Source organism: Microcoleus sp. AT9b-C3 (assembly GCF_036705485.1).
In the GTDB taxonomy this organism is placed as follows: domain Bacteria; phylum Cyanobacteriota; class Cyanobacteriia; order Cyanobacteriales; family Microcoleaceae; genus Microcoleus.
In genome coordinates this window covers 38,653-64,242 of the sequence record NZ_JAUBUR010000018.1, presented here as the reverse complement: position 1 = coordinate 64,242, position 25,590 = coordinate 38,653, and the positions used below count along the sequence as shown (strand labels likewise).

Sequence of the window (25,590 nt, the reverse complement as noted above, 5' to 3'; positions counted from 1 at the left end):
GTATCATAGAAGAGATAATTTTAACTGTCTCTACTTACTGACTCAACAAGAATTGAGAGAATTGGTGCTATAATGCGCGCTCGCGGGCTTCTATAACCTTAGAGATAAGCAAGACCGATGCAGAAATACGTCCTAAGAGTTTTGCGATCGCCCCTAGCGTCAGGTAGGATTCTTGTTAATTATTGCGCTCAGGAGAAAAAATTTATGGCAGATATGTCCGGTCAAGACCCCTCGGAAATTAAAATGGCGACGGTTGATGAAGAACAAAAAGGCGCAACGTTTAGGGGTACGGTCATCCTTGCTATCGATGATACCGAGGGTGGGGAAGTCCTTTTCTTCAGAGACTTTTTGATTGAAGATTATAAAGGCGAACTTACCGCTTATCTGGCCACAGATGGCAATATAACGAAAAGCATTGATTTAGGCGAACTTAAGCATAAGAGCGCGAGCTTTAAGCTACCAATTCCGCTGGGGACGGATACATCGCCCTACAATACAGTCGTGCTGCGCGACGAAAAAAGCAAGAAAAAAGTTGTGACAATCGAGCTGTAAAATTTGCAATTTAGCTGGTAGTTCAGCCAAATTCAATCTCCCTTTTTTCCTGAAGTGCGTGAAGCAAAGCTATCCCGTAGGGAATCGCCCTTAAATTAAGGTGCGTCACTTTCGATCTAACAGTCCAGTTTTAAAGTGACGCACCCTAATTTTTAAAACGGAATCGGATCGTAATCGGGATTTTCCGGTTCATTAGACGAACTCGAAGATCGATCGGACTCAGAATTTGAAGACTGATGCGAGTTCCAATCAGAACTAGACGTGCGGTTAGCGCCACCTGGAGCGCTGTTAGAACTGCGGTTACGCGAGCCTAAAGGTACTACATTGCTCGGCACATTAGCCGGGGCCGTGTCGCGAATTTGAGCCGGTTCGGGGGCAGTTCTAGTTGGGGGAGCCGAACTCATTGCATCGGCGCCGACACTGTAAATCCTTTGAGCAGTCAGTTCAGCGCGCTTTTCTTTAATACCATCTCTTTCGATCGTATTCATGCTCAGCCGCCCCTCAATAATCACGCGATCGCCCTCGTGATATTTCTCGTGAATTTCTTGAGCAAAATTTCCCCATCCTATCACTTTCAAATGTTCGGGCGGATCTTCGGGTTTTGGGCCGGGAAACTGCACCAACATCTCAGCGATTTGAAGTTGATTGTCAGGAGTATAACGGAGTTGCGGTTGTTGAATTATTTCCGCCATCAAAATGCAGCTATTCATCTGTTATCTGTGCGTAATTGGGAATTGGATGTTGAAGGAAGAAGGAAGAAAGAAGAAGGAAGAAGGAAAAAATAGCTATCCGTGTACCGATGACTTGTGCGTCTTGCTTTTGGGAATTGCCAATTGCAAATTGGTAATTGGTGATGACTCATTTTTCGGCGCTATTCGGTATTAGTTGTCACCCATTACGGATTACACGTTACCAAATTTATCTTGGAGAACCGCCGCCTCGGCTTGACTGACAAAATCGTGAACGAGGGCCCGGTACTCCTTCAACGTTTCAGATACCCAATCTCGATCCTCACTGTTGGCGAAGATATGAACCGTCGGTTCACTAGCATCGGGTAAAACTAATACCCAATTGTCGTCGCTGTAGTTAAAAATCTTCACTCCATCTAATAATTCTAAACGATCGGGCGAATGAGTTTCTACTAAATGTCGCATCAGCGAACCCTTGATAGTCCAAGGACAGCGGACGCTGTAACTGCGGTGGGTGATGCGGGGAAGTTCCGCCTTGATCTGTCCGAGCGATCGCTCCTGAATCGTCATCATTTCTATCACTTTAGCAATGCAGAACATTCCGTCAAATCCGGGATGCAACTGCGGGAAAATAAAACCCATAAGGCCGCTGCCGCCCAAAACCACATTCGGGTTCCTGTTAGCAGCTTCCATCAAAGCAGTTGGGTTCGCCTTCGTGCGGATTACCTTGCTTTGATAGCGTCGGGCGATCGCCTCCACCGCAGAAGACGCATGCACCGGCACTACTACTGTACCTTTGGGATGAGAAGTCAGCATCAAATTTACCATCAACGCCGTCAGCATTTCCCCACGAATCGCTATCCCAGACTCATCTACCAAAATGAGCTGTTCGCCGTTAGCCGATACCTGCACTCCAAAATTAGCGCTGAGTGCTTTCACCACCCGGCCGAGTTGGTCGAGCAAATATTCCCGTTCCCCGTTGCTTAGAGAAGTCTGTTTGAGACTAGCATTGAGAACCACCGCATCACAGCCGAACTTGGCAAGCATTTGGGGCAGAATTGCTCCAGAAACTGCGTAAACGTAATCGATTACCACCTTAGTATTGCTGTAGCGTATTGCCTCAACATTCATCTGCCGCTCAAAAATGCGGTTGTAAACATCGAGAGCTTGGTTAAAGTACGTCATCTCTCCAATTTCGGGAATTAGAGCTCGCCGCAAATCTTCCTTAAAATAAGCCCCCTCGATTTTTTTCTCAGCTCCTTTAGTAATATTGATGCCTTTGATATCGAAGAATTCAATTAAAATGTGGTCGGAGCGATCGGGCGAAATGCGAACATGAATGCCGCCGGCAATTGATATCGTAGACGAAACCGTGCGCGCGATCGGAATTGCCGTCGATTCCAAATTGATCACATTAATTCCCACCGACATCAAACCAGCAATCAAAGACCTCGAAACCATCCGCGAAATGCTCCGCTGGTCACGAGAAACCGATACCGAAGTCCCAGGTTTCAAAGTCGAGCCATAAGCCGCGCCCAATTTCACCGCAAATTCCGGGGTAACATCCACATTTGCCAGTCCTTGAACCCCACGCTGACCAAACAAATTCCGCTTAGCTTGTTCTCCCCAAATTAAATTTTGATTTAACAGAGCGCCGGATTCAATATTTTTGCTTGGCCAGACGCGCACGCTTGGCCCAACTTGTCCTTCTTCTCCCACGATGGACATTGAACCGACCACAGCACCTTCGAGGACGTGAGCGCGCCTGTCTACGCGGGTGCTCCGGCAAATCACGCAGGCCCTAAGATGAGCGTCTTCGCCGACAATTGCTCCGTTCCAGACGATGGGACGTTTGAGGTTGGCGTCCGCCCCGACAGTCACGTTATCTCCGATCACTGTACCGGCATCGATTTTAACTCGGGCTCCAATTCGGCAATTGTTGCCGATCATGGCCGGTACTTCGATGATCGCGCTATCGTCAATAAAAGTATTCTGACCTACCCAAAGTCCCGATCGAACTTCGTTGTAGTAGCTCAAATCCACTTTGACCTTTCCCCGCAGCGCGTCGTACTGAGATTCCCGGTAAACATCTAGCTGGCCGACATCGCACCAGTAACCCTCGGCGATGTAGCCGTACATCGGCTCGTTTTTTTCCAGTAGCAGGGGGAACAAGTCTTTTGAGAAGTCGCACTCCTGATTTACCGGCAGGTAATCCAAGACTTCGGGTTCTAAAATATAAATGCCGGTATTGATCGTATCGGAGAAGATTTCGCTGCTAGAAGGCTTTTCCAGAAAGCGACTGATGCGGTAATTTTCCTCGGTAATCACGACCCCGAATTCCATTGGGTTGGGAACGCGAGTTAAAATTAACGTGGCTTTGGATTGCTTGCTGCGGTGAAATTCGATCGCTGCGGTTAAGTCGAAGTCTGTGATGCTATCGCCGCTGATGACCAGAAAAGTTCGATCGAGCAGTTCAGCAATATTTTTGACGCAACCAGCCGTACCCAGCGGTTGGTCTTCCTCCACAGCGTAAGTCATTTGAACGCCAAACTCTGTCCCGTCAGTAAAATATTCGCGCATGACATCGGGAAGGTAGTGCAGCGTCGCAATAATTTCCGTAATCTGATGCCTTTTTAGCAAATTAATAATGTGTTCTGCGATCGGGCGATTCAGAATCGGCACCATCGGTTTGGGCAAATCGCACGTCAGGGGTCTGAGCCTCGTTCCCGACCCCCCAGCCATCAGCACTGCACGCATAAAATCCTCCTTGCTTAGAAAGCTCTCTACCGCTATTGTCCGCTAGAAAAAGTTTGCCTGCTGTAATTCGTCGGCCACCAGCAATCAGTTCTTACTTAAATATCTTCGAGTAGTGACACGTCTGGTCAATCCCGTTCGGCCAGGCCGTCCCCCAACAGCAACCGATTTCAACCGAATTAGAACTGGCGGCATCGCACCCATCCCCCGGTCGAGCTCGGATTTGTAGGGGATGTTGGGTAATACCAGTTAAAAAAAAGAATGCAACTGTAGGCCCGTGCTCGAAACCCTTCTGTCATCAGTCATTACCAATGCTTTAATTCTTCAATTCTTCCATCTAAAATGGTATAAGTCCTCAGAATCCTCGACTTTTGACAGAAGTCCCTTCTTGCTTACTCGGTGAAAGCTATTTCGGGGGTGTTATTTTTAAGTTTGTGGCCAAGGGGGATTTTTAAGTCTCTTTCTGAAGGTGGAATTGCTACGGCTATCGGTGCGCTTTGGCGTCTGATAAATGATAGATTAAGCGTAGCGCTTTGACTAGCTGACCCAAAATCCTATTCTTTGCTTAGGGGTTTTTTAAATGAGTACGTTAATTAGCTTGGCATTGCTGATCGGTTACGGTGGCGGTATTTGGAAATTTTGGAATGGTTTCGATCGCACTAACTTCGACAGAAGTTTTGCAAATCGCCTGAAGCTCTCGTTGCTCTGGCCCGCGTTAATTTTTAATAAGCCTTACCGCCAAAACTTTACAAAAGCTCTCAAAGCCTCTAAAAGGTAAACCAACAGTGTATAGTTTTCTAACAAATGCTCACATTTGCTCACCAACAGTCTTGATTGAGTGAATGGCATATATACCACTGAGAAAAGCAGTCGAATTTCTGGGCTTGCACGCTAACACCTTAAGAAAGTCCTCCGATGAAGGCAAAATCAAAAGCATCAAAAATGAAGCAGGGCAAAGACTCTACGATGTCGAGTCATACCAGCGCGGTGCAATTGGATCTGCCACTATTTGCTACTGTCGTGTCAGTTCAACCAAACAGCGAGACGACCTTGCAAGACTTGTTGAATTTATGCCAGAACGATATCCAGAAGCCGAAATCGTCCAAGATATCGGCTCTGGACTCAACTTCAAAAGGAAAGGACTGCAAGCCCTACTGGTCAGGCTTATGCGCCCAGATCAGCTCAAGATTATTATTGCCTGTAGAGACAGATTGTGTAGATTCGGATTTGAGCTATTCGAGTTTATGGTCAAACAAAACGGTGGAGAACTCTTGGTTCTCTCAAGCCCTGTTCACTGTTCAGAAACCGAACTTACAGCGGATATTCTTGCCATCCTTCACCGCGACCGTTGCAGAATGCACTCCCGGCGAAGCTACAGCCAGAAAATCAAGAAAGATCCGAATATTCCCCAACCCTGAGCAAAAAGCTCTCCTCAAACAATGGTTCGGCGTTTCCCGGTTCGTGTTCAATACAACAATTAAATACTTGCAGGAACCAGAGACTAAGGCGAACTGGTTGAAAATTAAGACGGGAATTCTTAATTCACTGCCTGCTTGGGCCTCATCAGTGCCATTCCAAATCAAATCAATTGCCATCAAAGATGCCTGTCAGGCTGTCAAAAAAGCCAAAACAGATTTCAAGAAAGACGGACAAATTCGTCGTTGCAAATTCCGTAGTCGCAAGGATACAAAGCAATCTATTTACATCCCCAAGTCTGCTATTAAAGATACTGGCATCTACCACACAATATTGGGTCGGCTAAAACTGAAAGAGGTATTACCCAAAGGTTTCAGTGATGGACGGCTAACGCTTGCCTATGGTGAGTATTACCTGATCGTCTCTGAAGAAGTGCAGCCGCGTCAGACCGATAACCAAGGTCGCGTGGTTGCCTTAGATCCTGGCGTTCGCACGTTCATGACCTTTATTTCCGAGAAGTCCTACGGATATCTCGGAAATGATTCCAATCTTCAAATCCAAAAGCTGTGCTTTAAGCTAGACAAGCTGATATCAAAGATGAGTAAAGCGGATAGCGCGCAGAAAAAAAGATTTAAAAAGGCTACTGACAGGTTGAAATCTCAAATTCAACACATGGTAAAAGAGCTACACCACAAGACTGCTAAATTCTTGGTTGACAATTTTGATGTCATTTTATTGCCATCATTTGAGTCTTCAAAGATGGTCAGCAAGTCACGTCGTAAAATTGGCTCTAAAACCGTGCGTCAGATGCTGACTTTATCTCACTATCAGTTCAAAAAACATCTTGAATGGAAAGCTTGGGAGTCAGGCAAAGTAGCCCTGACTGATATCAATGAAGCTTATACATCTAAGACGGTTTCTTGGACTGGAGAAGTCAAGAAGATTGGCGGTTCTCGTGTTATCAAAGATCGAGATGGACGCTGCATGAACAGGGATCTAAATGGTGCTCGTGGGGTGCGATTCGTTCAGTCGAAACCGAGAAATCGGGGGATGACTGGCTTCTATAAGGTAATCCATCAGGATTGAGTTCGCACTTTAATCCCTTGTAGATGACAACTTCATAACCTTGCAGGTGAGCGTCAGTATCCTAGAAAACGTCCAGCCCTGCCCCTCAGACGTAGAGGTGAAAGCATATCCCCCACTGTAGCGACTAGCCCTCAATCGGTGAAGCGGGGATAAAAGCGGAAAGAGCTACTAGCCTAAAGTAGTATCCCGTGAGCAAGTTCCTACGGATAGCGAAAGCGAAGTCACTGCCTGAATCATCGTTACGCCAAACCAGCGGAATAAGGCTTTATGCGCTGGTAGTCCCAAAAGGGCATTAGTACAGGGTGGTATGAGAGTCCCTGTCTGCATACCTACGTTACCCAAAAAACCCGGTGAATAGGTGACATCCTAACGGAACAAACCAATGGTTGTGAGGAACGAAATAACCCACCTGATTACTTTCGGAGAGGTCGAATACTCCGAGCAGTCAGCTAAGACGAAATATCTGGACTTCCAGGTAACAGGTGGTAGAGATTGAGTCAAAAGCCAACGCCTCACTGTAATGGGGAGGATATGCTAACGGACTCACGGTAATACGGATGATATAGCTACAAGTAGCAATGAATATGTTATGAACACGGCAGAAAAACCGATGTATGAATGGAACGATATCAACTGGCGAAAGCTAGAGCGTAACGTTTTTAAATTGCAAAAGCGGATATATCAAGCGTCTAATCGTGGTGATGTCAAGCTAGTACGCAGACTCCAAAAACTGTTGATAAGTTCTTGGGCAGCAAAAGCATTAGCGGTTCGTCGGGTAACTCAGGATAATCAAGGCAAGAAGACGGCAGGTGTAGACGGTGTTAAATCGCTGACCCCAAAGCAACGTTTCGCCTTGATAAATAAAATATCACTGGGTTCCAAGGTTAAACCAACACGCCGAGTTTGGATACCCAAACCAGGGACAGATGAGGAAAGACCATTAGGTATACCGACAATGGAAGACCGAGCTTTGCAAGCGTTAGTCAAACTGGTTTTAGAACCAGAATGGGAAGCGCGATTTGAACCTAACTCATACGGGTTCAGACCAGGACGCTCATGCCACGATGCGATAGGAGCAATATTCTGTGCGGTAAATAAAAAATCCAAGTATGTGTTGGATGCCGATATTAGTAAATGCTTCGACCGTATTAATCACGATGCACTTCTCAAAAAATTGAATACGTATCCTACCCTACGGAGACAAATCCGAGCTTGGTTAAAAGCTGGTGTAATGGATGGAAACAATCTGTTCTCAACAGATGAAGGTACACCACAAGGCGGGGTGATATCACCTCTACTTGCCAATGTCGCCTTACATGGAATTGAGGAATTGATTAGGGGTTTAGCCCCAAAATTCGATATGAAGCGACCTGACAACACTCAATTGAGTGTAAGAGACAAGCTTAAATCGATTTCACTGATTAGATACGCAGATGATTTTGTAGTCCTTCATGAGGATTTAGAAGTCATAAAGCTGTGTAAATTGGAGATAGAGAAGTGGTTGAGTGGCATTGGGTTAGAATTAAAACCGAGTAAGACAAGATTAGCCCACACCCTGAATAAATTAGTGGATGAAGAACCCGGATTCGATTTTTTAGGGTTTAACATCAGGCAATTCCCAGTCGGGAAATACAATTCAGGAACCAAAAGTAGGGGTGGATCACTAGGTTATAAGACTATTATCACCCCCAGCAAGGAAAGTCAGAAAAGACACTACAGAAAAGTTGCGGAAGTAATAGATAAATTGCGTGGGTTAAACCAAGCGACTTTAATCAAAAAACTCAACCCTATCATTAGGGGTTGGTGTAATTACTTCTCAACGGTCGTCAGCAATAAAGCATTTAGTAGGCTGTGGCACTTAGTGGTTTGGAAGCTCCTCAAATGGGGATGCCGTCGTCATGGGAACAAATGCAGAAAGTGGATACGCCGGAAATACTTCAAAACTGTAGAAGGCAATAACTGGGTGTTCGCAACCCAAGAGGGTAACAATCCTCTAAAGCTCATACAACATAGCTCCACTGAAATAAAGCGCTATGTAAAAGTAAAAGGGATGGCATCACCCTATGACGGGGACTGGATATATTGGAGTTCAAGAATGGGAATACACCCCGAAATACCCGTAAGAGTAGCCAAACTACTCAAACGACAAAAAGGGAAATGCGCTCACTGCGATAACTACTTCAAAGATGGAGATTCGATAGAGGTTGACCACATCATCCCCAAATCGAAAGGTGGAAGGGAATTGTATGATAATTGGCAGCTACTTCATCGACATTGCCATGACACAAAGACCGCCAATGATGGTAGTCTCGGTAACAAATCTAGCTGCAAAAGTGCTAAACCTAAGCCACCAGTGGAACCAAGCCCTTGGGCGTGGGAAAACGATATGTTGGTAATGACGTACTGATGACAACAGCCGTTTTATTGAGGAGCGGAATGATGGGAAACTATCACGTTCCGTTTTGTAGAGCAGTGGAGGAGGCGACTCCTTCACTGACTTTAATATTTTCCTGCGGGCATCGGTTGATACGCCTTGGTTGAGACAGTATCTCAACTTATGTATTTGTTAGTAAACGTTAGCAAAAAAGTATCGGTAATTCAAGAATGTCTAAAAAGTCCGATCGCCCAGTAGCGGGTCAGGAGCAGACTTGGTTTGCTAAAGGAAAATCAGATAGCTGGCAAGTTTTACTGTCGCAAGTCGCTTCTCGATTCGATCGCGAATACCGAGGAGAAGCTTTCGCTTTACCCCAAGAAGTCGAAGCAATGCCGATTTTCCTAGAATCAGTTGCAGGAACTCTCCAAGCAAAAACAGTTTCTCCCTTCTGGAAAATTGCCAAACCTCAAAAAAATCAGCGCTGTTTAGACATTGGCTGCGGAGTCAGCTTTCTCATCTACCCTTGGCGGGAGTGGGAAGCCTATTTTTACGGTCAAGAAATCAGCAGCGCAGCGCGAGACGCCTTAAACGCTCGCGGCCCTCAGCTCAATTCTAAGCTGTTCAAAGGCGTAGAATGGGCTCCCGCTCACCAGTTAAATTATGAGGAGGCTCAGTTTGATTTATGCCTTGCTACAGGGTTTAGCTGTTACTATCCCATAGACTATTGGAGTAGTGTGATGGGAGAAGTAAAGCGGGTACTAAAACCGGGCGGTCATTTTGTTTTTGATGTCCTCAACCCCAATGCTCCTTTAGCAGAAGATTGGGCAATTTTGGAAACTTATCGAGCCGGCGAAGTATTTTTAGAGACAATAGAAGATTGGGAAAAAATGATAAAAGCTGCGGGCGCTAAGGTAGTAAAAAAGCAAAGTGGCGACTTATTTCAAATGTATAAAGTTCAATACAGTTGAGAGGTTAAGGGGAATAAGTAATTAGCTTTCTCGTCAAAAATTCAATTGTCCAAAGTCTGGTAGGGCCGACGCAAAAAAACAACTTAATTCTTAGGAATGAGAATTAAATAACTTACAATTTATTTTTCGTGTGGGACGGGCGGGACGCCCATCCCACAAATATGTGTAAATTATTTAATTCGCGATCCTTAGTGGATAAAGTAAGGTGCGTCAGCAAGTAGAAATTAGTTTGAGAAGTAACAAATATTCAAGCTGACGCACCCTACTAACTACTAACTCACAATATTGAAGCAAGCAGATTGGATATTACGCATTCCCGATTGCCTCTTACTGATGCCCAATTAATTTTCGGTAGCTGCAGGAGATGGCGCTGCTTCCGGCGACGGCGACACTTCCGGGGTCGGAGATGGCGACACTTCAGCGGCAGGAGATGGCGCTGCTTCCGGTGAGGGCGACACTTCCGGGGCAGGAGATGGCGCTGCTTCCGGTGAGGGCGACACTTCCGGGGCAGGAGATGGCGCTGCTTCCGGCTGCGGGGACTCTTCGGCGGCAGGAGAAGGCGCTGCTTCCGGCTGCGGAGACTCTTCGGCGGGTTGCGGTTGAGGAGAAGGTGACTGTTCCGCGGCTGGTTTCGGTTCAGGCGAGGGCGACGGTTGAGCCGCGGGCTTGGGTGCCGAGGGCGACGGTTGGGCCCCTGGCTGCGGTTTGGTGGACGGGGCCGGCGGCTTCTCAAACTGCGGTTTCACTTCAGTAGGCGCTGGGGAGGGCGGCTGACCTGTTGGTCTGGGCGCTGTCGGGGCGGGCGCTGGCTGCTGCTGGCCTGGTGGGTTGGGCCTGGTTGGGGTGACAGGAATGCCACTGCAAACTTTTTCGTCGTACTTAAAATCGACAGTCAGTTGGTAAAGCTTGTGCGTGCTGGCTGCTTCAAATGTTAGAGAAGGGCTAATAATCGCAATTTTAGCCGCATTATCGAGAATACCGTAACTCGTGGGGACGATCGGCTGTGGCTCGGCCTTGAGCAAACCTTGAGGGCTGACAACTGCTCCAAAAACAGCTCTTCCTTGGAGTTTTTGCGAGCAAGCTGCTACGGGATAAGGGACAGGCACAGGAGTCGGCCCCGTCATTACCAAGTCAGGATAAGCCTTTTTGAATTTATCAAACAAAGCAACATAGGTCTCTCCAGCCGCCAGCAGTGTCTCTCTGTCGCTGGGTAAGTTTGAACCCGGTTGGCCCGACTGTCCTAGCTGTCGCTGTCCCTCTTCAAATTGTTGTCTCCTGATTCTTTCTTCGGGAGTTTCTGCGATGAGATTCCTTTTATTGGGATCTTTTTGAGTCAATTTTGGTACTCCATCGGGCCCCACATTCCTGCCAATTGGGAATTCCGGGGTAAAGACTGGAGCTCCGTCTGGAAATAGTGGGAGTCCGCCTCTACTGGCTATGATCTTTTTGAGCGTCTCTGCTTCATCTTCCGAGGGGCCGGCGGGAAGCTGGGGTACTTCACTCAGCGATGGCGGTGGCGGGATATTGCGATCGAAATTACCAGGTAAGGGCGGGAAAAGGAAACCGCTGGGAGGTACGGGTGGGACGAAAGTGGGTATTGGCTGGGAGGGAGCTCTGACTGTTGGGGATGGAGTTTTGGGAGGTGGCGGGGCTGTTGGGGCAGTGAAGGGCGGGAGAGGGGAAGGAGGCAGAGGGGAAAAGAATCCAGGAGGGGGCATTCCCGGCGGCATGGCGGGCAAGTTGATGGTATCAGGTGCGGGGGGCAAGGGCGGGGCTAACTTGGGCGCTGGCAGAAGGGGAACTGGTGCGATCGAAAATGGCGTAAATCGCGTATTAGACGGTTTCGGTGGTATGGTTTGTGGCAGGCGGCTGGCTTCTGCGGCAGTTAGTTCTACTAAGCCGACGGAACCGGGGATATTTTTTGAGGAATTTCCACCATAAAATATGTTTGAGAGTGTCGGGGCGGTTGCTCCGAGCACTCCGTGAAGGCCGACAGAAGCTAGGGCTGCCCACCAAAAAGGCTGGCGCAGCGGTTCCGAAAGGGTGTTGGCTAGGGAGGAAGAGTCAGTCATTTAAATTTTAGATTTTAGATTTTAGATTTTAGATTGGGGGATTGGGGGATTGGGAGATTGTTAGATTTTAGATTGGGGGATTGGGGGATTGGGGGATTGAGTGATTGGGGGATTGGTAATTTATATTGTTGTGGTTGTGATTGAGTGTGAATTCGTTTTAATGAGGAGAGGTTGGGAATTCAAAGGTATAATTTTAGCACGATCGCCCTCGAAGTTGCCCGATCGACCTTGATGAAAATTCATGGGCCCGAAACTGAACCAAATTTATTAAACACGATCGACAAGTTCGATCGATCGGCGTTTCCAATTCGGTTACGCCATCAAAAAACTGATCGAGTGGCTGTCAGCCCAGCCCGCAGCCCCTCGGTGGCCCCGCCCCAAAATGAGTACAAGCCCGCGACACTAGCGTCAGGGTCGATTCTAAAAATTGTAGATTAAAGTTCCTGCTCCCTGATTCACTGCGCTGCCAGTAAATCTCAAATCGTCAGGGCATCGCACTCACGCCGAAGTCTCAAATCTAAAATCTAAAATCTAAAATCTAAAATCGACAGATTCACCAGCGATAGCGGTAATTTTTAAAAGGAGCTCCCTCGATGGTGAGCAAGTCGATGGGATAAATTGGAGCGCCGCTGGCCATATATTGAAACATTTCCCGAACTTCCTCTCCCCGCAACGACAACTGGTCTAATTCCTTGAGAGAATACCAGCCCGCGCACAAAGTATGCTCATCCGGCTTGCTCTTGGGCGGCGTCTTATCTTCTGGACGAGCCACAAAAATGACTCGGAGGCGCACATTGCCCCTAGGCATCACTGTGTGTTCTACCCTGAGAATTCCCTCAACGATGATGGAAATGCCAGCTTCCTCGCGGGTATTACGTATAGCCGCTTCCAGCAAAGTTTCCCCTTTTTCCACTCGCCCTGCTGGGAGATACCACTGCTGCTCGTACTTGCGCTCTTGTACCAGTAGAAAACGGTCTTCTAAGTGAACGACAACTAGGGTAAAATACCATGTTTGAATCGGCTCGCGAGCCATAGAAGTAGATATTCCCTAAGCAAAAGGTTTAACCAGCGGCAGATGTTAGCAATCCAAAGGATGCTTCGGCAAGTGTCTTTGAACTTGAAAAACAGATCGTAGCACTCCGGCCGCAAAATCTAAAATCTAAAATCTAAAATCTAAAATCTAAAATTGACAATGCCATTACCAACCGTGATTTTACCAGGATATTTTGCTGCTGCTTCCGACTATCGCGAATTAGAAAAGTCTCTGGTCGATCGAGGTTTCCCAACAGTAACAGTGCCTCTGGGCAAGGGAGATTGGTTGCCGACTTTTGGTGGGCGGTCGATGGTGCCAATTTTGCGACAGCTTGATCGCACGGTCAAACAAATGTTACAGCAATACGGCGTTCCCCAGATCAATCTCGTCGGTCATTCCGCCGGCGGCTGGATTTCTCGCATCTATTTGGGCGAAAAGCCTTACACGATTCACGGCGACGTGCTTGAGGACGCCGGTTTGTGGGAAGCTCACCCTTATGTGAATACTTTAATCACTTTAGGCACGCCGCACGTCTCTCAAGAGCGCTGGACGCGCAAAAATCTAGATTTTGTCAAAATTCACTATCCGGGGGCTTTTCACCCGCAGGTGCGCTACGTGTGCGCTGCTGGGAAGGCTGTTTTTGGCAAGCGCGGTTTTGGAACTTGGCTGGCTTATAAAAGTTACGAGTTGACTGTGGGGAACGGCGAAACTTGGGGAGATGGAATTACGCCGGTGGAAGCTGCTGTTTTGGATGGGGCCGAAAATCTGGTGTTGGATGGGGTTTGGCATTCGCCTCGTTCTCCGGGGAAGTGGTACGGTTCGCCGGAGGTTTTGCCGGCTTGGATTGAATATTTGCGTTAGAAACGAACCGCGAAGACGCGAAGGAAGAAGCAGAAGGTTTAAGGGGCGGATTTAGTTAGAATTTGATATTAGGAGCGAGTTTAGTGCTGTAGAACTCGCCCCCCGATGCTATGTTTGCTTAAATTTTTCTCGCTAACTGAATAGAGTGAAAAAATATTGTATGTGGCATCATCGGTAAGATTCAGAAGTCAGGGCGAACCACACGCTCAAAACGGCTATTACAGCAGAAGAATCTTTGCAAGGTAAACTAATTCGCGTTGTTCGTCCTGCTGTGTCACCGTAGAGTCAGGTAAGTTATAAATAAATGGGAATATGTTATTGTTCCCATGCACCCACAGCAGATTCATCCTCTGTAGAATTTGAAATAAGGTTAAAAAAGTTTTGTAATAACCCTTCACGAACTTTATCGTTTGTCAGTATGCTTTCAGGATGAAACTGCACTCCTTGAATCCATTGGTATTCCCGATGCTGAAGACCCATAATTAAATCATCTCCAGCAGTCCATGCTGTACGCTCTAAGACTTCAGGTAAAGTGTCTAATTCAACAACTAGAGAGTGGTAGCGTGTCGCGTCAAAAGGGCTGGGTAAGCCAGCAAAAACACCTTTCCGTTTGTGATAAATTGGTGAAGTTCTACCATGAATCGGCTCAGGTGCTAAAATAACACGACCGCCAAACACTTCACCAATTGCTTGATGTCCAAGGCAAACACCCAAAATCGGAACCCCAGGCCAAAAGTCTTCTTCACTTTCATAACTTGGTCCTAGATACCTAATTATATCCATTGTTATACCTGCGTCTGAAGGGCGACCTGGCCCAGGTGAAATCACTATTGCTTTATAGTAGCCATCTTTAACTTTATCTCTCACCTCTTCTACGGTAATTTTATCGTTACGAATAACATCAATAACCGGGTTTTCTGTTCCGACTTTGAGAGCGCTGAGACACTGAGAAACGTTGTAGGTAAAGCTGTCATAGTTATCAATCAGTAAAATTCTACTCATGACCTGACCTTTAGTTTAGTAATAGTCCCGATAAAATAATTCCGGCTTGAATTTTGACTTGATAGGCTAGGGCAATGGTTTTGATTGTTGCGATTTCGTCTAGGCGATCGCAAGTCTTATTAAATGTTTCCTCATAGTACGAAATAGCCCACTGGATGCCATCGGACTGCTCAGCAGATTCAGAGTAAAGGCGAAGCATCATAGCAGCTACTTCAGCTTCTAGCATTAGAGGACGAATGCGGACTTCCAGCAAGTCTTTGATGAAAGCCGGATATCCCCTGACTTTTTGGCAATCTTGGCGATCGCCTGCAATATTTCCTAACAACCATTTAGTTTTCTCTTGGTAAAACTCCATCAGCGGTGACGAAAAATTAGAGGCTGATAGACAAGAAAGTAAATTCATTCGCTGCTTGGCACTTGCCTCTTCAAAATCAACGAGCTTGCGTTTTGGGACTTCGCGATCGCAAGCTACAGGAATACAATCGGATAAAGGAGTTAAATCATCAAGTCCCACCACTTGAAAGTAAGGTAGCTCAGATACTAACGACATTGGACATTGGCATTCGCTTTCAACTAATTGGAATGAGTTAAGCTTAAATTTTTTAATTCGCTCTGGAGCTCCTCCTGCTAACATTTTTTCGCGCATCACCTCAAAGCGGGGAATCCCATAAAAACCTGGTTCGATAAACTCAAAACCATCCATGCCATTATCGTTGTCTTCGTACAAAGATAAACCTTGTTGATGGGTGATTGCCCGCAAAGTTTCAGAAATATCGGCTGGTGGTTTTTGACTGACTAAAAACATCGCCCCCGGAAAGATATTAGCTGAGTGGAGAGTAACGTAATAACTAATTTTTGGAAAGCGGCGATAAAATTTAGCTATGGCTTCTGGTTCGGGACGGCATTCTTGTGCAGTCTCAGGAGTAGGAATACCATGCTCAACATCTTCAGAGCGGTTATCCCGGTAGTAGTGTCGTAGATAGTCGCGGTAACTAGGACGATCGAGTTTTAGCCATTCCCAGTTTTTTAACGTACCGTCGGGGTTAGCTTGTGGGATAAAGGCAAAAGAGTAGTTTTCTAGGATGGGTTGAAAGTCTGGTTGAGATGCGATCGCTTCTGCTAACTTCAGAATTGTAGTTGTGCCGATCGCTTCTTCAGCGTGACAGTTGCCAGTGGCTGCGATGATAGGCTTGTTATTTGTATCACCTATCAGTAGTGCGTAGAGTGTACGTCCATCGCGGGAATGACCAATTTCTTCAAAACAAACTTGCTTGGGATTATGGTTACAGATTCCTTGTAATCGTGGTAATAGTTCGTTTGGGTGACAGTGAGATGCACCGTCACTGTTAACCAGTTGTAAAAGTTGTAAAATTTGAGCCTGATTCAGCATATTATTTATAATCCTCAATTTTCTGTGCCGTATTTTGAGTAATCTTAAGCTGGAAAATACCGACAATGATTAAGATAGCACCGACAATCCGAATCATCCATATTGGCTGGTTGGGAAGTTCACCAAACAGTCCAGGCTGAAGCCGATCGCCAATAATAGTAATTGGATATGCCAGAATAATTTGGGCTGACAATATTAATAGAACTACCGACACTGCCTGTGTTCCCTTTAAGTAAAGTTTCAGTCCTATAGCAAAAAACACAAAAAACATAGTGGTAATAACCCAAGGTAGATGAATCATTCCCTCTTGAATCGTTGCTAGAAGTAAACTCAAATATCCACGCGCCAAAGAAACCGCAATCGCAAGGATAGTACCAGTTAGGGCAAGCCAGAGGAAACGCCAGATATAAAGGTTGACGCTATCGCTAGCATGAACTCCCCTTTGTTCGACTATTTCTGAAAATGCACCTAAGCCATTAGAAACAACAACGACATACAAAAGACCTATAGCCGTTACTGACAGCGAACCGCTGAAACCAGCCATTATACCACCTATGATGGTGACAACCGATGGCAGAAAAATGTATTTCCAGTCTGCTTGTCCTGTGAATAGGTCGTACAAGATTGTGTAGACAATAGTAAGATTGGAAAGTGCAGCTATAACGCTGGGATCGCCAAGTTGATTGCCAAGCAAAATGAAAAGCGTACTACCTGCTGATATACTGCCAGAAATGAATGCAGACCAGTGCATCTGGGGGTTGTTAAAGACAATCTTCCTAAACTTATCATCGATCAATTTTCTGCCCAAAAGCAATGAGAAGACTGTTCCAGACATCGCACCAGTCCAACCGCCAATAATGAGGTAAGCAAATGCCGCTGTTAACTTATCGGGAGCAGTAATAAGATTATGTACGGTGAAGTTATCCAAACCTCTGACAATAGCCGTACAAACTGCGGCAAGTAATCCAACAGCGAGGACGTTACTTCTTAAGCGATGCAACATAACAGCTTTTTTAGACATTGCTTACACCTCACTTTCCGAGCGGTTTTGTCTCCAACGAGCCACTATGATTACTGCATCTCCGCGAGCGCGCTGAAAGCCCCACTGTTCGAGTTGCTTTTCAAATTCTTCTGTTCCCTCAATTCCTACTGGATAGTCTCCAAATCGTCCTTCCTTATAGACTGCCGTACAAATACCATTGCTTCTGTTCAGCTTTTTTTCGGTATATACCTTTTTAACCTCTGGAATATTCTCAATTAGGAAATCCATGACAGATTTCATAGTCTGTGTTTCGTACAGTTCATCAAAGGGGAAGGTCTTACCGAGCCTTTTGTATCTCTTTAAAATAAGTGGGTTTTGCGTCCTACCTCCAATCCATCCAAAAGTCTGTTTGGGAAATATTTTTACAGCTTGCTCAATAGCAGTCCGGGAAAAACCTTTACCTTGTGCCTCTTTAGTTAGACAAATCCCGTCCTCCCATAGTAAATAGCTTCCACCAAGTAAGCTGTTTGAAGCCAAGTAAGTCGCAAAACCGTAAAATCTTCCTTCTTGATTCTGAAGCATCCCCAACATTGTTGAGTTAGAGAGTTTCTTTTTAATGTTAGTAGTCCAGTCTCTTTCTATTCCGAAGCCATTGAGACATACTCGACTAAAATTTTCAACTATTACATCGGAAATATCGGGGTTTTCCTCGAATATTTTAAACTGCCATACACACTCACTCGCTAACTCCTCTTTAGACATAATAGCCTCGCGTCAACAGTTAATTACAGTTCTCACAAACCTACACGCTGCTTAGCGATCGCCAAAGTCTGCTTAGCAATTGGCTCTGCCCGTTCCCTACCTTTTTGCAAAACAGCATCTACTAGACTGGGATTACTAGCCAACTCATTGTATTTTTCGCGAATCGGCTTTAACTCCTCAACCAGCAATTCTGTCAATTCCTTTTTGAGCGCTGCTGCCCCTTTTCCTTCAAAGTTAGCTTCTACTGCTTCCTTTTCCTTACCTGATAAAACTTGATAAATACTTAACAGGTTAAAAACTTCAGGTCGATTCTCATCCAAGCTTAATGTAGGATCGCTGTCTGTCTTAGCCCGTTTAATCTTGCGATTAATCTCATCTGGGCTATCTAACAAATAGATACAACTGTCTCGATTTTCATCTGACTTGGACATTTTCTTTGTCCCATCAGTCAAACTCATTACACGCGCTAAAACTTCGGGTACTTCAGCTTTGGGCACAGGCATTGTGTAACCATAGCGGTTATTAAATCGCCGCACAATTTCCCGACACAGTTCTAGGTGTTGCCGCTGATCGTCTCCTACAGGTACAAGAGTTGCCTGGTACAAAGAAATATCCGCCGCCATCAAAATAGGATAAGTCTTCAAACCAGCTCCTATCATCTGCTGCTTCTGTGACTTATCCTTAAATTGGGTCATCTGCTCTAACCGACCCTCTGGTGTCAAGCAGCTAAAAATCCAGGAAAGTTCAGTATGATAGCCACCCAGATCGCTCTGACGGAACAGTGCAGCCTTCTCTAAATCCAGACCGCAGGCAATCAAAGTCATCACAGTTTGGCGAATTCTATTTCGCAAATCAGCGGGGTCAGGCAATACAGTTAAGCTGTGCAAATCAGCGATGAAAAAGAAATTCTCATCGTACTTTTCGATCTGCTTTTTCCAGTTAATAATCGCTCCCAAATAATTCCCTAGCGTCATATCCCCTGATGACTGAATGCCGGAAATAACTCGGTGTTGAGTAGTCGGGTTATTAGTTGTGTAGCCAAAATCATAAGTAATCAGCTTTGGCTTGTCCGCTTCAGAATCAAAGCCTAAATCTATCAGCACTTGTCGCAGATCGTCCGGTCTAATTTCAATAGCAGCATTCCGCCCTGCTGTTGGTAGATAGACTAAATCCCGATCAAATACTGACTCATCCAGGATCACCCGTTGTACACTGCTTTTTGTTGCAATCAAAGAGAGTGCATCTGCCACTCCACTTGGATGGTATGTAACTGAAGACGAGCCCAGTAGCGTCTCTAGCACCGATATGTCTAGCAATGCTTCTGGCGAACCTAAGTTTTCTTCACAGATAAAAATTAAGTCTTTTTGACTGCTTTCTAAAATAAAAGTCCTGACGAACTTGGAAGGCTCAAACTCGTAAACGACGTTGTGAGGGCAGTTTGTTTCTCTCAATAAAGAGGCGTCTGTCATAGTTAAGTTGAAATCCGCAGCTATTAAGCTGGAGAGTAATTTAACTTCAAATTTATCTTAATGAGCTTGCCCAATAATTGTTATTTGTTGGCAATTTTGTTGGCAATTTTGTTGGCTACTCCAACTCGCCCTGTGTGAAAAATGTTGGCAAATGCCAGAAAATGTTAGGTATAATACGGAAAATCACAACATCCACGATGCTGCATGAATCTTAAGGAAGTGTTAAAAATGGCTGACGAGATGGTGTTTGCCAAAACCGGTCAGCACCTCGATAACTTACAAGAGGCAATTCTGCGAGGAACCATGCAAGGTGAGAAATACACCAAAATTGCCGAGGAGATTCACTGTAACGAGAGTTATGTCAGGGATGTTGGCTCAAAGTTATGGCCGATTCTTTCAGAAGAGTTGGGAGAAGATGTTAATAAAACAAATTTTCGATCGGTAATAGAGAGATTGCAAGTCTCGATAGTTTCACATTTGGAACAGCATCACAACAAAATTGGTAGTTTTAACATCTGTGGAGAAACTTTACACCCACCAGAACTACCAAAGTCACACCCACCAAATCAGGAAACAGCTAACCCAAAACAAACCAAAACTCTACATCAAGATTTAAGCGAAATGCCGGAGTTGGGTGATTTCTTCGATCGCACCCCCGAACTCCAAACCCTCACAACCTGGATTTTACAACAACACAGCAGCCTCATAGCCCTCACCGGCGGACTCGGCATCGGCAAAACCACACTAGCAGTACAACTCGTCCAACAAATCAAAGACGAATTTGAATACGTCATTTGGTGCAATCTCGACACATCCCCCACCCTCCCGGAATTTGAAGCCAACTTAATCCAGTTTTTCTGGCAGTCCCAAAAGCAAGATTCACCGACAACCAACGAGAAAGCATTACCCCTAATTAAATATTTGCAAAAGCATCGCTGCTTAGTAATCTTAGATGACGTTCACAACCTTTTCTGTAGCGGCGAATTAGCAGGGAAATATAAACCAGGATACGAAGAATATCGCTCTTTATTCAAAAAAATAGAAAAAATATCCCATCAAAGTTGCTTCCTGCTAATCGGTTGGGAACAACCCCGAGAAGTTACTCAAGCTAAAAGCCAAAATACTTCTATTCGTACCTTAGAACTCAAAGGTTTAAATATTGCAGCAGCACGGGAAATACTCAGAGATTATGGGTTAGAAGAAATCGACAACAGTGAAACTCTCATTCATCGCTACCAAGGCAACCCCCTATGGTTAAAAAGCGTGGCGAATCTGATTCAAGACTTGGGTGGAGGCGTGACAGAGTTATTACCAAATGATACCATATTGTTGCCCGAAGATTTGAAAGATGTTTTACAGCAGCAGTTCGATCGCCTATCCGAACTAGAAAAACAAGTAATCTCCTTATTAGCGAAAGAAAGCCAGCCAATCAACCGGGCTAAATTGCTAGAAAATGACCGAATTCCAGCTTCAGATTTGCTAAATGCGCTGCAATCTCTATCGAGGCGCTGCTTGATAGAACAACAAGCAAATTTTTACACGATTTCACCTGTGTTGAAGCAATATGCGATCGCCTATGCGGTGTAGATAAGTAAGTCTGCGGGAAAGTTTATAACTATGTAACAAAAGATTAAGTAACCAGCTCGGAGCTAAATTTAATACGTTTTGTAGGGTAGTTTCCTTTTTTTCCTCTAGCTTCTACGCCCTTAATTGCGGCCTAAGCCAGCTCTAATTCATCCTCAAACAAATGTCGCAGCTAGCTCGTCTTTTTTAAGATGTTGCCACTCCAATTCTATCGGATTCATTTCTGAACAATATTTGGGTAAAAATAAGATATATAGACCCTGGCTTTCCCACTTCGACCATAATTGTTGAACTTCATGACGTGGAACATCCGTAGTTCTCAGTTTTAATAGGGTTTTATCTTGCTCTTGACTGAGAAATACCCTTAATCTAGCGCCCATATATTGAGTTACCTCAGTAGACGTATTCTCTAGGTTTACTTATTTTAACATAGTTGGGTTTTTCCTCACTGACTTACTTATTTGCAAAACTGAGATGCACCCGATCGCAATTATTCCTCTTTCGCCCGAAACAGCTTTTCTACCGACTTCACCAAAAGTTCTCGCGGCATCAATCGAGGCATATTGGCGATGATTTGATTGGGAATTCCCCCTGTGACAACATTAGACTCATTTTTGTCTAAAGCTTTCAAAGCATCTCGCACTACTTCCGCTGCGGGAACGAGTTTTTGCCCGCTGCTGGATGCCATTGATTGAGGGAATTCAGCTACTGCGAAAAAGTCCGATTCTGTCGGCCCTGGACAAAGGCACAAAACGCGAATTCCTAAATCTTTGTTTTCCGCCCAAAGCGCCTCACTGAAACTTAAAACAAAAGCTTTAGTCGCTGCATACATGGACAAGTACGGCATCGGTTGAAAAGCTGCGATGGAGGCAACATTGATGATACTTCCTGATTTTCGCTGCCGCATTCCCTGCAAAAATAAGTGCGATAGTTCCACTAATGCTACAATATTTAGTTGCACCATGGTCACTTGTTTGTCAAGCGGGCGATCGGCAAAAACACCGTAATCGCCAAAACCCGCATTATTTACCAACAAATCAACCGTCCAACCTTTTTTAACAACCGTATCAAATACAGCAGTTCCAGCGCCCGGTGCGCTCAAATCTTGCACGATTACTTCTACCTCAACCTTGAATTGTTGTTGCAGTGTAGCAGCTAGCTGTTGCAATTTGTCTTCGGAACGAGCTACCAAGATTAGATTGTGCTGGCGTTTCGCTAATTCGGCGGCAAAGGCTGCACCAATTCCGCCAGAAGCACCGGTGATTAAAGCAGTGGGCATGAACTTAATTCGCATTATTTAATAGAAAGTTTATATATTTTAACAATGATTGTGACGGGGAACCTGTAAAATAATTAAAAGGGAGTAGGTGAGTTTTATGGCGCGTCTTACCGATCGAGCTTTTGAAATTTTGCGGGCCGAAGTTGACAAGTGCGCGGCGGCTGATAGTCTAGGCGGTGATGTCTACCGACGGATGGTACTCAAGCGGTTGGAGAAGTTACGCTTGCAAAACGGCACTTTCGCCTCAAGAGAAGAAATCCGCGATACCTTCAAAGACGAATTTCCCAACTTCAGCGAACAAGCTCTCAAAGCAGCCGTCAAAGCCAACCGCCCGCCCGGATTGTTGGGTAAAATCATTTTTGCTGGGAGTTTGCTGGGAAGTGCTGCGGGGATAATTTGGCTGCTAAATCTACCTTTTCCGATGATTCGCTGGCCCGTGGCGAAAACAATGCCGATATTGTTGCTGCCTAGTTTTATCAGTATGGATCACAATTATCGGCAGGCGATCGCCCTTGTGGAACAATCCGATCAACTGGTGAATAAAGCCACGGCTGTCGCTGATTTTGACTTGGGTGAAATAAAAGCAAAAGAGGCTCAAAAACACCTCGACGCCTTACCCGTGTGGTTCCTCGGCTATTACCCAAAAAGGTACTGCTCTTTTTTCGGCTGCAGTTGGCGGTTTACACTCGATGAATTTGAAGCAGCCCGAAAAAATGTCGGGCGGATGGAGGCTCAGATTTTCCAGCAAAAAAATGCTTTCACTCAGTTAAATCAAGTCGAACAAATGCTAAAGGCCGCGAAACAGGAGTATCAGCAAGCCAAAACGGCTACGGATAGACAAAAAGCGACGGTAAATTGGCAAAGTGCGATCGACCAACTCAATCAAATTCCCGCCGATACCCTCGCGGGAGAAACGGCTAAGAAAACACTCACAGCAGCAGAAAGAGATTTTAAAGCAATGGGCGGTGTAGCCACCGGATCGGTGCGTGCGGACAACTTAATCGAAGCAGCAAAAGAATTTGCATTAACTGCCGCCGTCGCATCCCAGAAACCGCCCCATTCAGCCGAAAGTTGGCAAAAAATAGCAGATTTGTGGCAAGCTGCCATTGAGAGACTCAGCCAAATTACATTTGATAATCCGGGCTATCTTGACGCTCAAACAAAACTAGCTGAATATCAAAATAATTTAGGCACTACAAAGATTCGACTGACAGCAGAGAGAGAGTCAGTGGAAGCTTTGAACCAGGCTAAGAGCTTGTTTGCTTCCTTGCAAAATAATGTAAATTCTCCCCGTCAAAATCCCGGTTACGCCCTCGGCCAATTGCAAGAAATTATCAATCAATTAGAATCCGTCAAACCCGGCACAACTGTTTATCCCGAATCCCAAAAATGGCTGCAATCTGCTCGCAAGAAACAGCAAGAATGGCAAAAAAATTAAAGGTTTGAAATTGGGAATATGACATTGTTAGCTGTTGACGGTTGACTGTGGACGGCCAACAGTCAACAGTCAACCGTCAACTAACAAATTACCAAGTCGGGTCAACATAAAGATTAATTGTCACTTGCTTTTTCCCGAAAGGGATGCCGGAAATACAAGCACAAATCGTATCTCTGCCATCAATTTCTACTTCGCAAGCGTGACAAGAACCCATGAGGCAGCCAGTAGGAATAGAAACCCCTGCACGTTTGGCTACATCTAATAAAAGCTCTCCCGGTTCAGCTTCAACTGTCACGTTATCAGGTAAAAAACAAACTTTTGTCATTGAATTTGAACCTCAACTCTAACAAACAATAATCAACTGTTAACAGTCAACAGTCAACCAACTATCCTAAAATATGCTTGATATCTAAATGCTTTTCCACGGTATCTGCTAAAGAGTCTAACAGAGTTTCTCGGTGTTCTCGGTAATTAGGAATACCAGTAGGTAATGCGCGGAGTCCCCGCTGCTGCCGCAAGTGATTTAACCAAGCTCGCCGCCAAGCTCCGTTGTCAAAGATGCCGTGCAGGTATGTACCCCAAATTGATTGAGAAGTATTGACAATGCCTAAACTAGCATCGTCAAATAACGGTTGAGTCAAATCTGACTCTAGGATTTGCGTTTTTCCTTGATGAATTTCGTAACCGGAAACTGGCAAACCCGGTTGAGGATAGTTAGATGTTACGATGCGTTGGCGGGCAATTTTGTTCGGTGCCATCGCAGTTTTCAAAGGCAGCAATCCCAATCCTGGAAATTCTCCCTTTTCTCCCTCAATGCCTTCTTTATCGGTGATACTTTGTCCCAGCATCTGAAAGCCGCCGCAAACTCCCATGACTGTACCGCCTGCTACTAAATAATTTTGAATAGCTTTTGCCATACCTGTTTGGCGCAGCACCTGCAAATCGGAAATTGTAGTTTTAGAGCCTGGTAAAATCACGGCGTCTGGATGGCCTAACTGGTCTTTTGGGCTGACATATTTGACTGTGACGGAAGTTTCAGACTCTAGGGGGTCAAAGTCGGTAAAATTGGAAATTCGGGGCAGGCGGATGACCGAAATATTGATGTCGGTTTGAGAATTGGGGGAACGCCGATCGAGCAAATCGAGAGAATCTTCTGAGGGAAACACTTCGTCTATCCAAGGAATCACCCCAACTACCGGGATTCCCGTCCTTTCTTTTAGCCAAGTCAGGCCCGGATCTAAGATCGATTTTTGCCCTCGGAACTTATTAATAATGAATCCTTTAATTAAAGCTCGTTCGTCGGGATCGAGCAATTCCAAAGTACCGATAATGTGAGCAAAAGCACCGCCGCGATCGATATCAACTACTAGCAAAGTTCGAGCCTTTAAATATTTAGCTACCCGCATATTTGTTAAATCGCGGTGTTTGAGATTAATTTCAGCAGGGCTGCCGGCTCCCTCACACACAATCATGTCAAATTCTTGCTTGAGAAATTCTAAAGAGTCCCGAATAGCTTGCCAGCCGATATCGAAATATTGTTCATAATATTGAGATGCTCGCACATTGGCGATCGCCCGGCCCTTGACAATCAATTGAGAAGTCATGTCTCCTTGTGGCTTGAGCAAAATCGGATTCATTTCTACCCAAGGTGCGACGCCCGCAGCCCAAGCTTGCACTGCTTGAGCGTAACCAATCTCTCCGCCGGCGGCTGTGACATAGGAATTCAGTGCCATATTCTGACCTTTAAACGGAGTTACCCGCCAGCCTCGCCGAGAAAAGATTCGACACAAAGCTGCCACGAGTAAAGATTTCCCTGCGTGAGATGTTGTTCCCACGACCATAATTGCTTTCATAATATTAAGGAAGAAGGAAGAGGGCA

The 25,590-nt window shown here is 45.5% G+C and carries 24 protein-coding genes; 11 read left to right on the top strand and 13 right to left on the bottom strand.

The features are described from left to right. The first annotated feature begins 204 nt into the window (after positions 1-204). Positions 205-552: a hypothetical protein gene (locus QUB77_RS17305; protein ID WP_333175255.1), complete on the top strand. Its 348-nt coding sequence runs from the start codon at positions 205-207 to the stop codon at positions 550-552. A 152-nt stretch (positions 553-704) separates the two neighbouring features. Here the strand turns inward: QUB77_RS17305 and QUB77_RS17300 are convergent, their stop codons facing one another. Continuing rightward, on the bottom strand, positions 705-1,262 hold the full coding sequence (locus QUB77_RS17300; protein WP_333175257.1) for a single-stranded DNA-binding protein: 558 nt from the start codon (positions 1,260-1,262) through the stop codon (positions 705-707). Positions 1,263-1,290: 28 nt separating this feature from the next. Here QUB77_RS17300 and QUB77_RS17295 point away from each other — a divergent pair, with 28 nt between their 5' ends. After that, entirely contained in the window at positions 1,291-1,437 is a 147-nt protein-coding gene (locus QUB77_RS17295) for a hypothetical protein (protein ID WP_333175260.1), read from the top strand. Positions 1,438-1,454: 17 nt separating this feature from the next. Here QUB77_RS17295 and QUB77_RS17290 read toward each other — a convergent pair whose 3' ends face one another. Next, positions 1,455-3,998: a mannose-1-phosphate guanyltransferase gene (locus QUB77_RS17290; RefSeq protein ID WP_333175262.1), complete on the bottom strand. Its 2,544-nt coding sequence runs from the start codon at positions 3,996-3,998 to the stop codon at positions 1,455-1,457. Between the two features lie 577 nt (positions 3,999-4,575). Between QUB77_RS17290 and QUB77_RS17285 the strand changes: the two genes are divergently transcribed. From QUB77_RS17285 to QUB77_RS17265, 5 genes are all read left to right on the top strand, one after another. Beyond that, on the top strand, positions 4,576-4,773 hold the full coding sequence (locus QUB77_RS17285) for a hypothetical protein (RefSeq protein ID WP_333175265.1): 198 nt from the start codon (positions 4,576-4,578) through the stop codon (positions 4,771-4,773). 64 nt (positions 4,774-4,837) lie between these two features. Then, entirely contained in the window at positions 4,838-5,413 is a 576-nt protein-coding gene (locus QUB77_RS17280; RefSeq protein WP_333175268.1) for an IS607 family transposase, read from the top strand. Then, the gene (locus QUB77_RS17275; protein WP_333175270.1) at positions 5,322-6,497 is read left to right on the top strand and encodes a transposase; all 1,176 of its coding nucleotides are present in this window, start codon (positions 5,322-5,324) and stop codon (positions 6,495-6,497) included. Before QUB77_RS17280 ends, QUB77_RS17275 begins: the two co-directional genes overlap by 92 nt. Before the next feature lie 589 nt (positions 6,498-7,086). Further along, positions 7,087-8,904 carry a group II intron reverse transcriptase/maturase gene (gene ltrA / locus QUB77_RS17270; protein WP_333175272.1) on the top strand — a complete coding sequence of 606 codons (1,818 nt, stop codon included), beginning with the start codon at positions 7,087-7,089 and terminating at the stop codon, positions 8,902-8,904. 197 nt (positions 8,905-9,101) lie between these two features. Beyond that, positions 9,102-9,839, top strand: coding sequence for a class I SAM-dependent methyltransferase (locus QUB77_RS17265; protein ID WP_333175274.1), 738 nt, complete (start codon positions 9,102-9,104; stop codon positions 9,837-9,839). 341 nt (positions 9,840-10,180) lie between these two features. Here the strand turns inward: QUB77_RS17265 and QUB77_RS17260 are convergent, their stop codons facing one another. Beyond that, positions 10,181-11,911, bottom strand: coding sequence for a hypothetical protein (locus QUB77_RS17260; RefSeq protein WP_333175276.1), 1,731 nt, complete (start codon positions 11,909-11,911; stop codon positions 10,181-10,183). A gap of 171 nt (positions 11,912-12,082) precedes the next feature. Between QUB77_RS17260 and QUB77_RS17255 the strand changes: the two genes are divergently transcribed. Then, complete coding sequence (locus QUB77_RS17255) at positions 12,083-12,349, top strand: hypothetical protein (protein WP_333175278.1); 267 nt, start codon at positions 12,083-12,085, stop codon at positions 12,347-12,349. A gap of 115 nt (positions 12,350-12,464) precedes the next feature. Here the strand turns inward: QUB77_RS17255 and QUB77_RS17250 are convergent, their stop codons facing one another. Then, positions 12,465-12,944: an NUDIX domain-containing protein gene (locus QUB77_RS17250; RefSeq protein WP_333175280.1), complete on the bottom strand. Its 480-nt coding sequence runs from the start codon at positions 12,942-12,944 to the stop codon at positions 12,465-12,467. Positions 12,945-13,103: 159 nt separating this feature from the next. Here QUB77_RS17250 and QUB77_RS17245 point away from each other — a divergent pair, with 159 nt between their 5' ends. Then, a complete protein-coding gene (locus tag QUB77_RS17245) occupies positions 13,104-13,805 on the top strand; it encodes an alpha/beta fold hydrolase (protein WP_333175283.1) in 702 nt (233 codons plus the stop codon). Positions 13,806-14,120: 315 nt separating this feature from the next. Here QUB77_RS17245 and QUB77_RS17240 read toward each other — a convergent pair whose 3' ends face one another. Genes QUB77_RS17240 through trpS form a run of 5 tightly spaced genes read right to left on the bottom strand, consistent with a single transcriptional unit; the run spans position 14,121 to position 19,410 of the window. Continuing rightward, the gene (locus QUB77_RS17240; protein ID WP_333175285.1) at positions 14,121-14,807 is read right to left on the bottom strand and encodes an aminodeoxychorismate/anthranilate synthase component II; all 687 of its coding nucleotides are present in this window, start codon (positions 14,805-14,807) and stop codon (positions 14,121-14,123) included. A gap of 10 nt (positions 14,808-14,817) precedes the next feature. Continuing rightward, positions 14,818-16,197, bottom strand: a complete 1,380-nt coding sequence (locus tag QUB77_RS17235) for a M14 family zinc carboxypeptidase (RefSeq protein ID WP_333175288.1) — start codon at positions 16,195-16,197, stop codon at positions 14,818-14,820. 1 nt (position 16,198) lies between these two features. Next, positions 16,199-17,218 (bottom strand): hypothetical protein, encoded by a 1,020-nt coding sequence (locus QUB77_RS17230; RefSeq protein ID WP_333175291.1) that lies wholly within the window; start codon positions 17,216-17,218, stop codon positions 16,199-16,201. 3 nt (positions 17,219-17,221) lie between these two features. After that, positions 17,222-17,941, bottom strand: coding sequence for a hypothetical protein (locus QUB77_RS17225; protein ID WP_333175294.1), 720 nt, complete (start codon positions 17,939-17,941; stop codon positions 17,222-17,224). Positions 17,942-17,973: 32 nt separating this feature from the next. After that, positions 17,974-19,410 (bottom strand): tryptophan--tRNA ligase, encoded by a 1,437-nt coding sequence (gene trpS, locus QUB77_RS17220; RefSeq protein ID WP_333175297.1) that lies wholly within the window; start codon positions 19,408-19,410, stop codon positions 17,974-17,976. 204 nt (positions 19,411-19,614) lie between these two features. Here trpS and QUB77_RS17215 point away from each other — a divergent pair, with 204 nt between their 5' ends. Then, positions 19,615-20,997, top strand: coding sequence for an NB-ARC domain-containing protein (locus tag QUB77_RS17215; protein WP_333175299.1), 1,383 nt, complete (start codon positions 19,615-19,617; stop codon positions 20,995-20,997). A 152-nt stretch (positions 20,998-21,149) separates the two neighbouring features. Here QUB77_RS17215 and QUB77_RS17210 read toward each other — a convergent pair whose 3' ends face one another. Both QUB77_RS17210 and QUB77_RS17205 read right to left on the bottom strand, forming a co-directional pair. After that, positions 21,150-21,374 (bottom strand): transposase, encoded by a 225-nt coding sequence (locus tag QUB77_RS17210; RefSeq protein ID WP_333175301.1) that lies wholly within the window; start codon positions 21,372-21,374, stop codon positions 21,150-21,152. Positions 21,375-21,484: 110 nt separating this feature from the next. Beyond that, the gene (locus QUB77_RS17205) at positions 21,485-22,273 is read right to left on the bottom strand and encodes an SDR family oxidoreductase (protein WP_333175303.1); all 789 of its coding nucleotides are present in this window, start codon (positions 22,271-22,273) and stop codon (positions 21,485-21,487) included. A gap of 97 nt (positions 22,274-22,370) precedes the next feature. Here QUB77_RS17205 and QUB77_RS17200 point away from each other — a divergent pair, with 97 nt between their 5' ends. Further along, positions 22,371-23,711, top strand: a complete 1,341-nt coding sequence (locus QUB77_RS17200) for a hypothetical protein (protein ID WP_333175305.1) — start codon at positions 22,371-22,373, stop codon at positions 23,709-23,711. A gap of 88 nt (positions 23,712-23,799) precedes the next feature. Here QUB77_RS17200 and QUB77_RS17195 read toward each other — a convergent pair whose 3' ends face one another. Together QUB77_RS17195 and cobQ are read right to left on the bottom strand one after the other, a co-directional pair. Then, positions 23,800-24,036 (bottom strand): 2Fe-2S iron-sulfur cluster binding domain-containing protein, encoded by a 237-nt coding sequence (locus QUB77_RS17195; protein ID WP_333175308.1) that lies wholly within the window; start codon positions 24,034-24,036, stop codon positions 23,800-23,802. Positions 24,037-24,097: 61 nt separating this feature from the next. Next, positions 24,098-25,564 (bottom strand): cobyric acid synthase CobQ, encoded by a 1,467-nt coding sequence (gene cobQ, locus QUB77_RS17190; RefSeq protein ID WP_333175312.1) that lies wholly within the window; start codon positions 25,562-25,564, stop codon positions 24,098-24,100. Positions 25,565-25,590 lie beyond the last annotated feature (26 nt).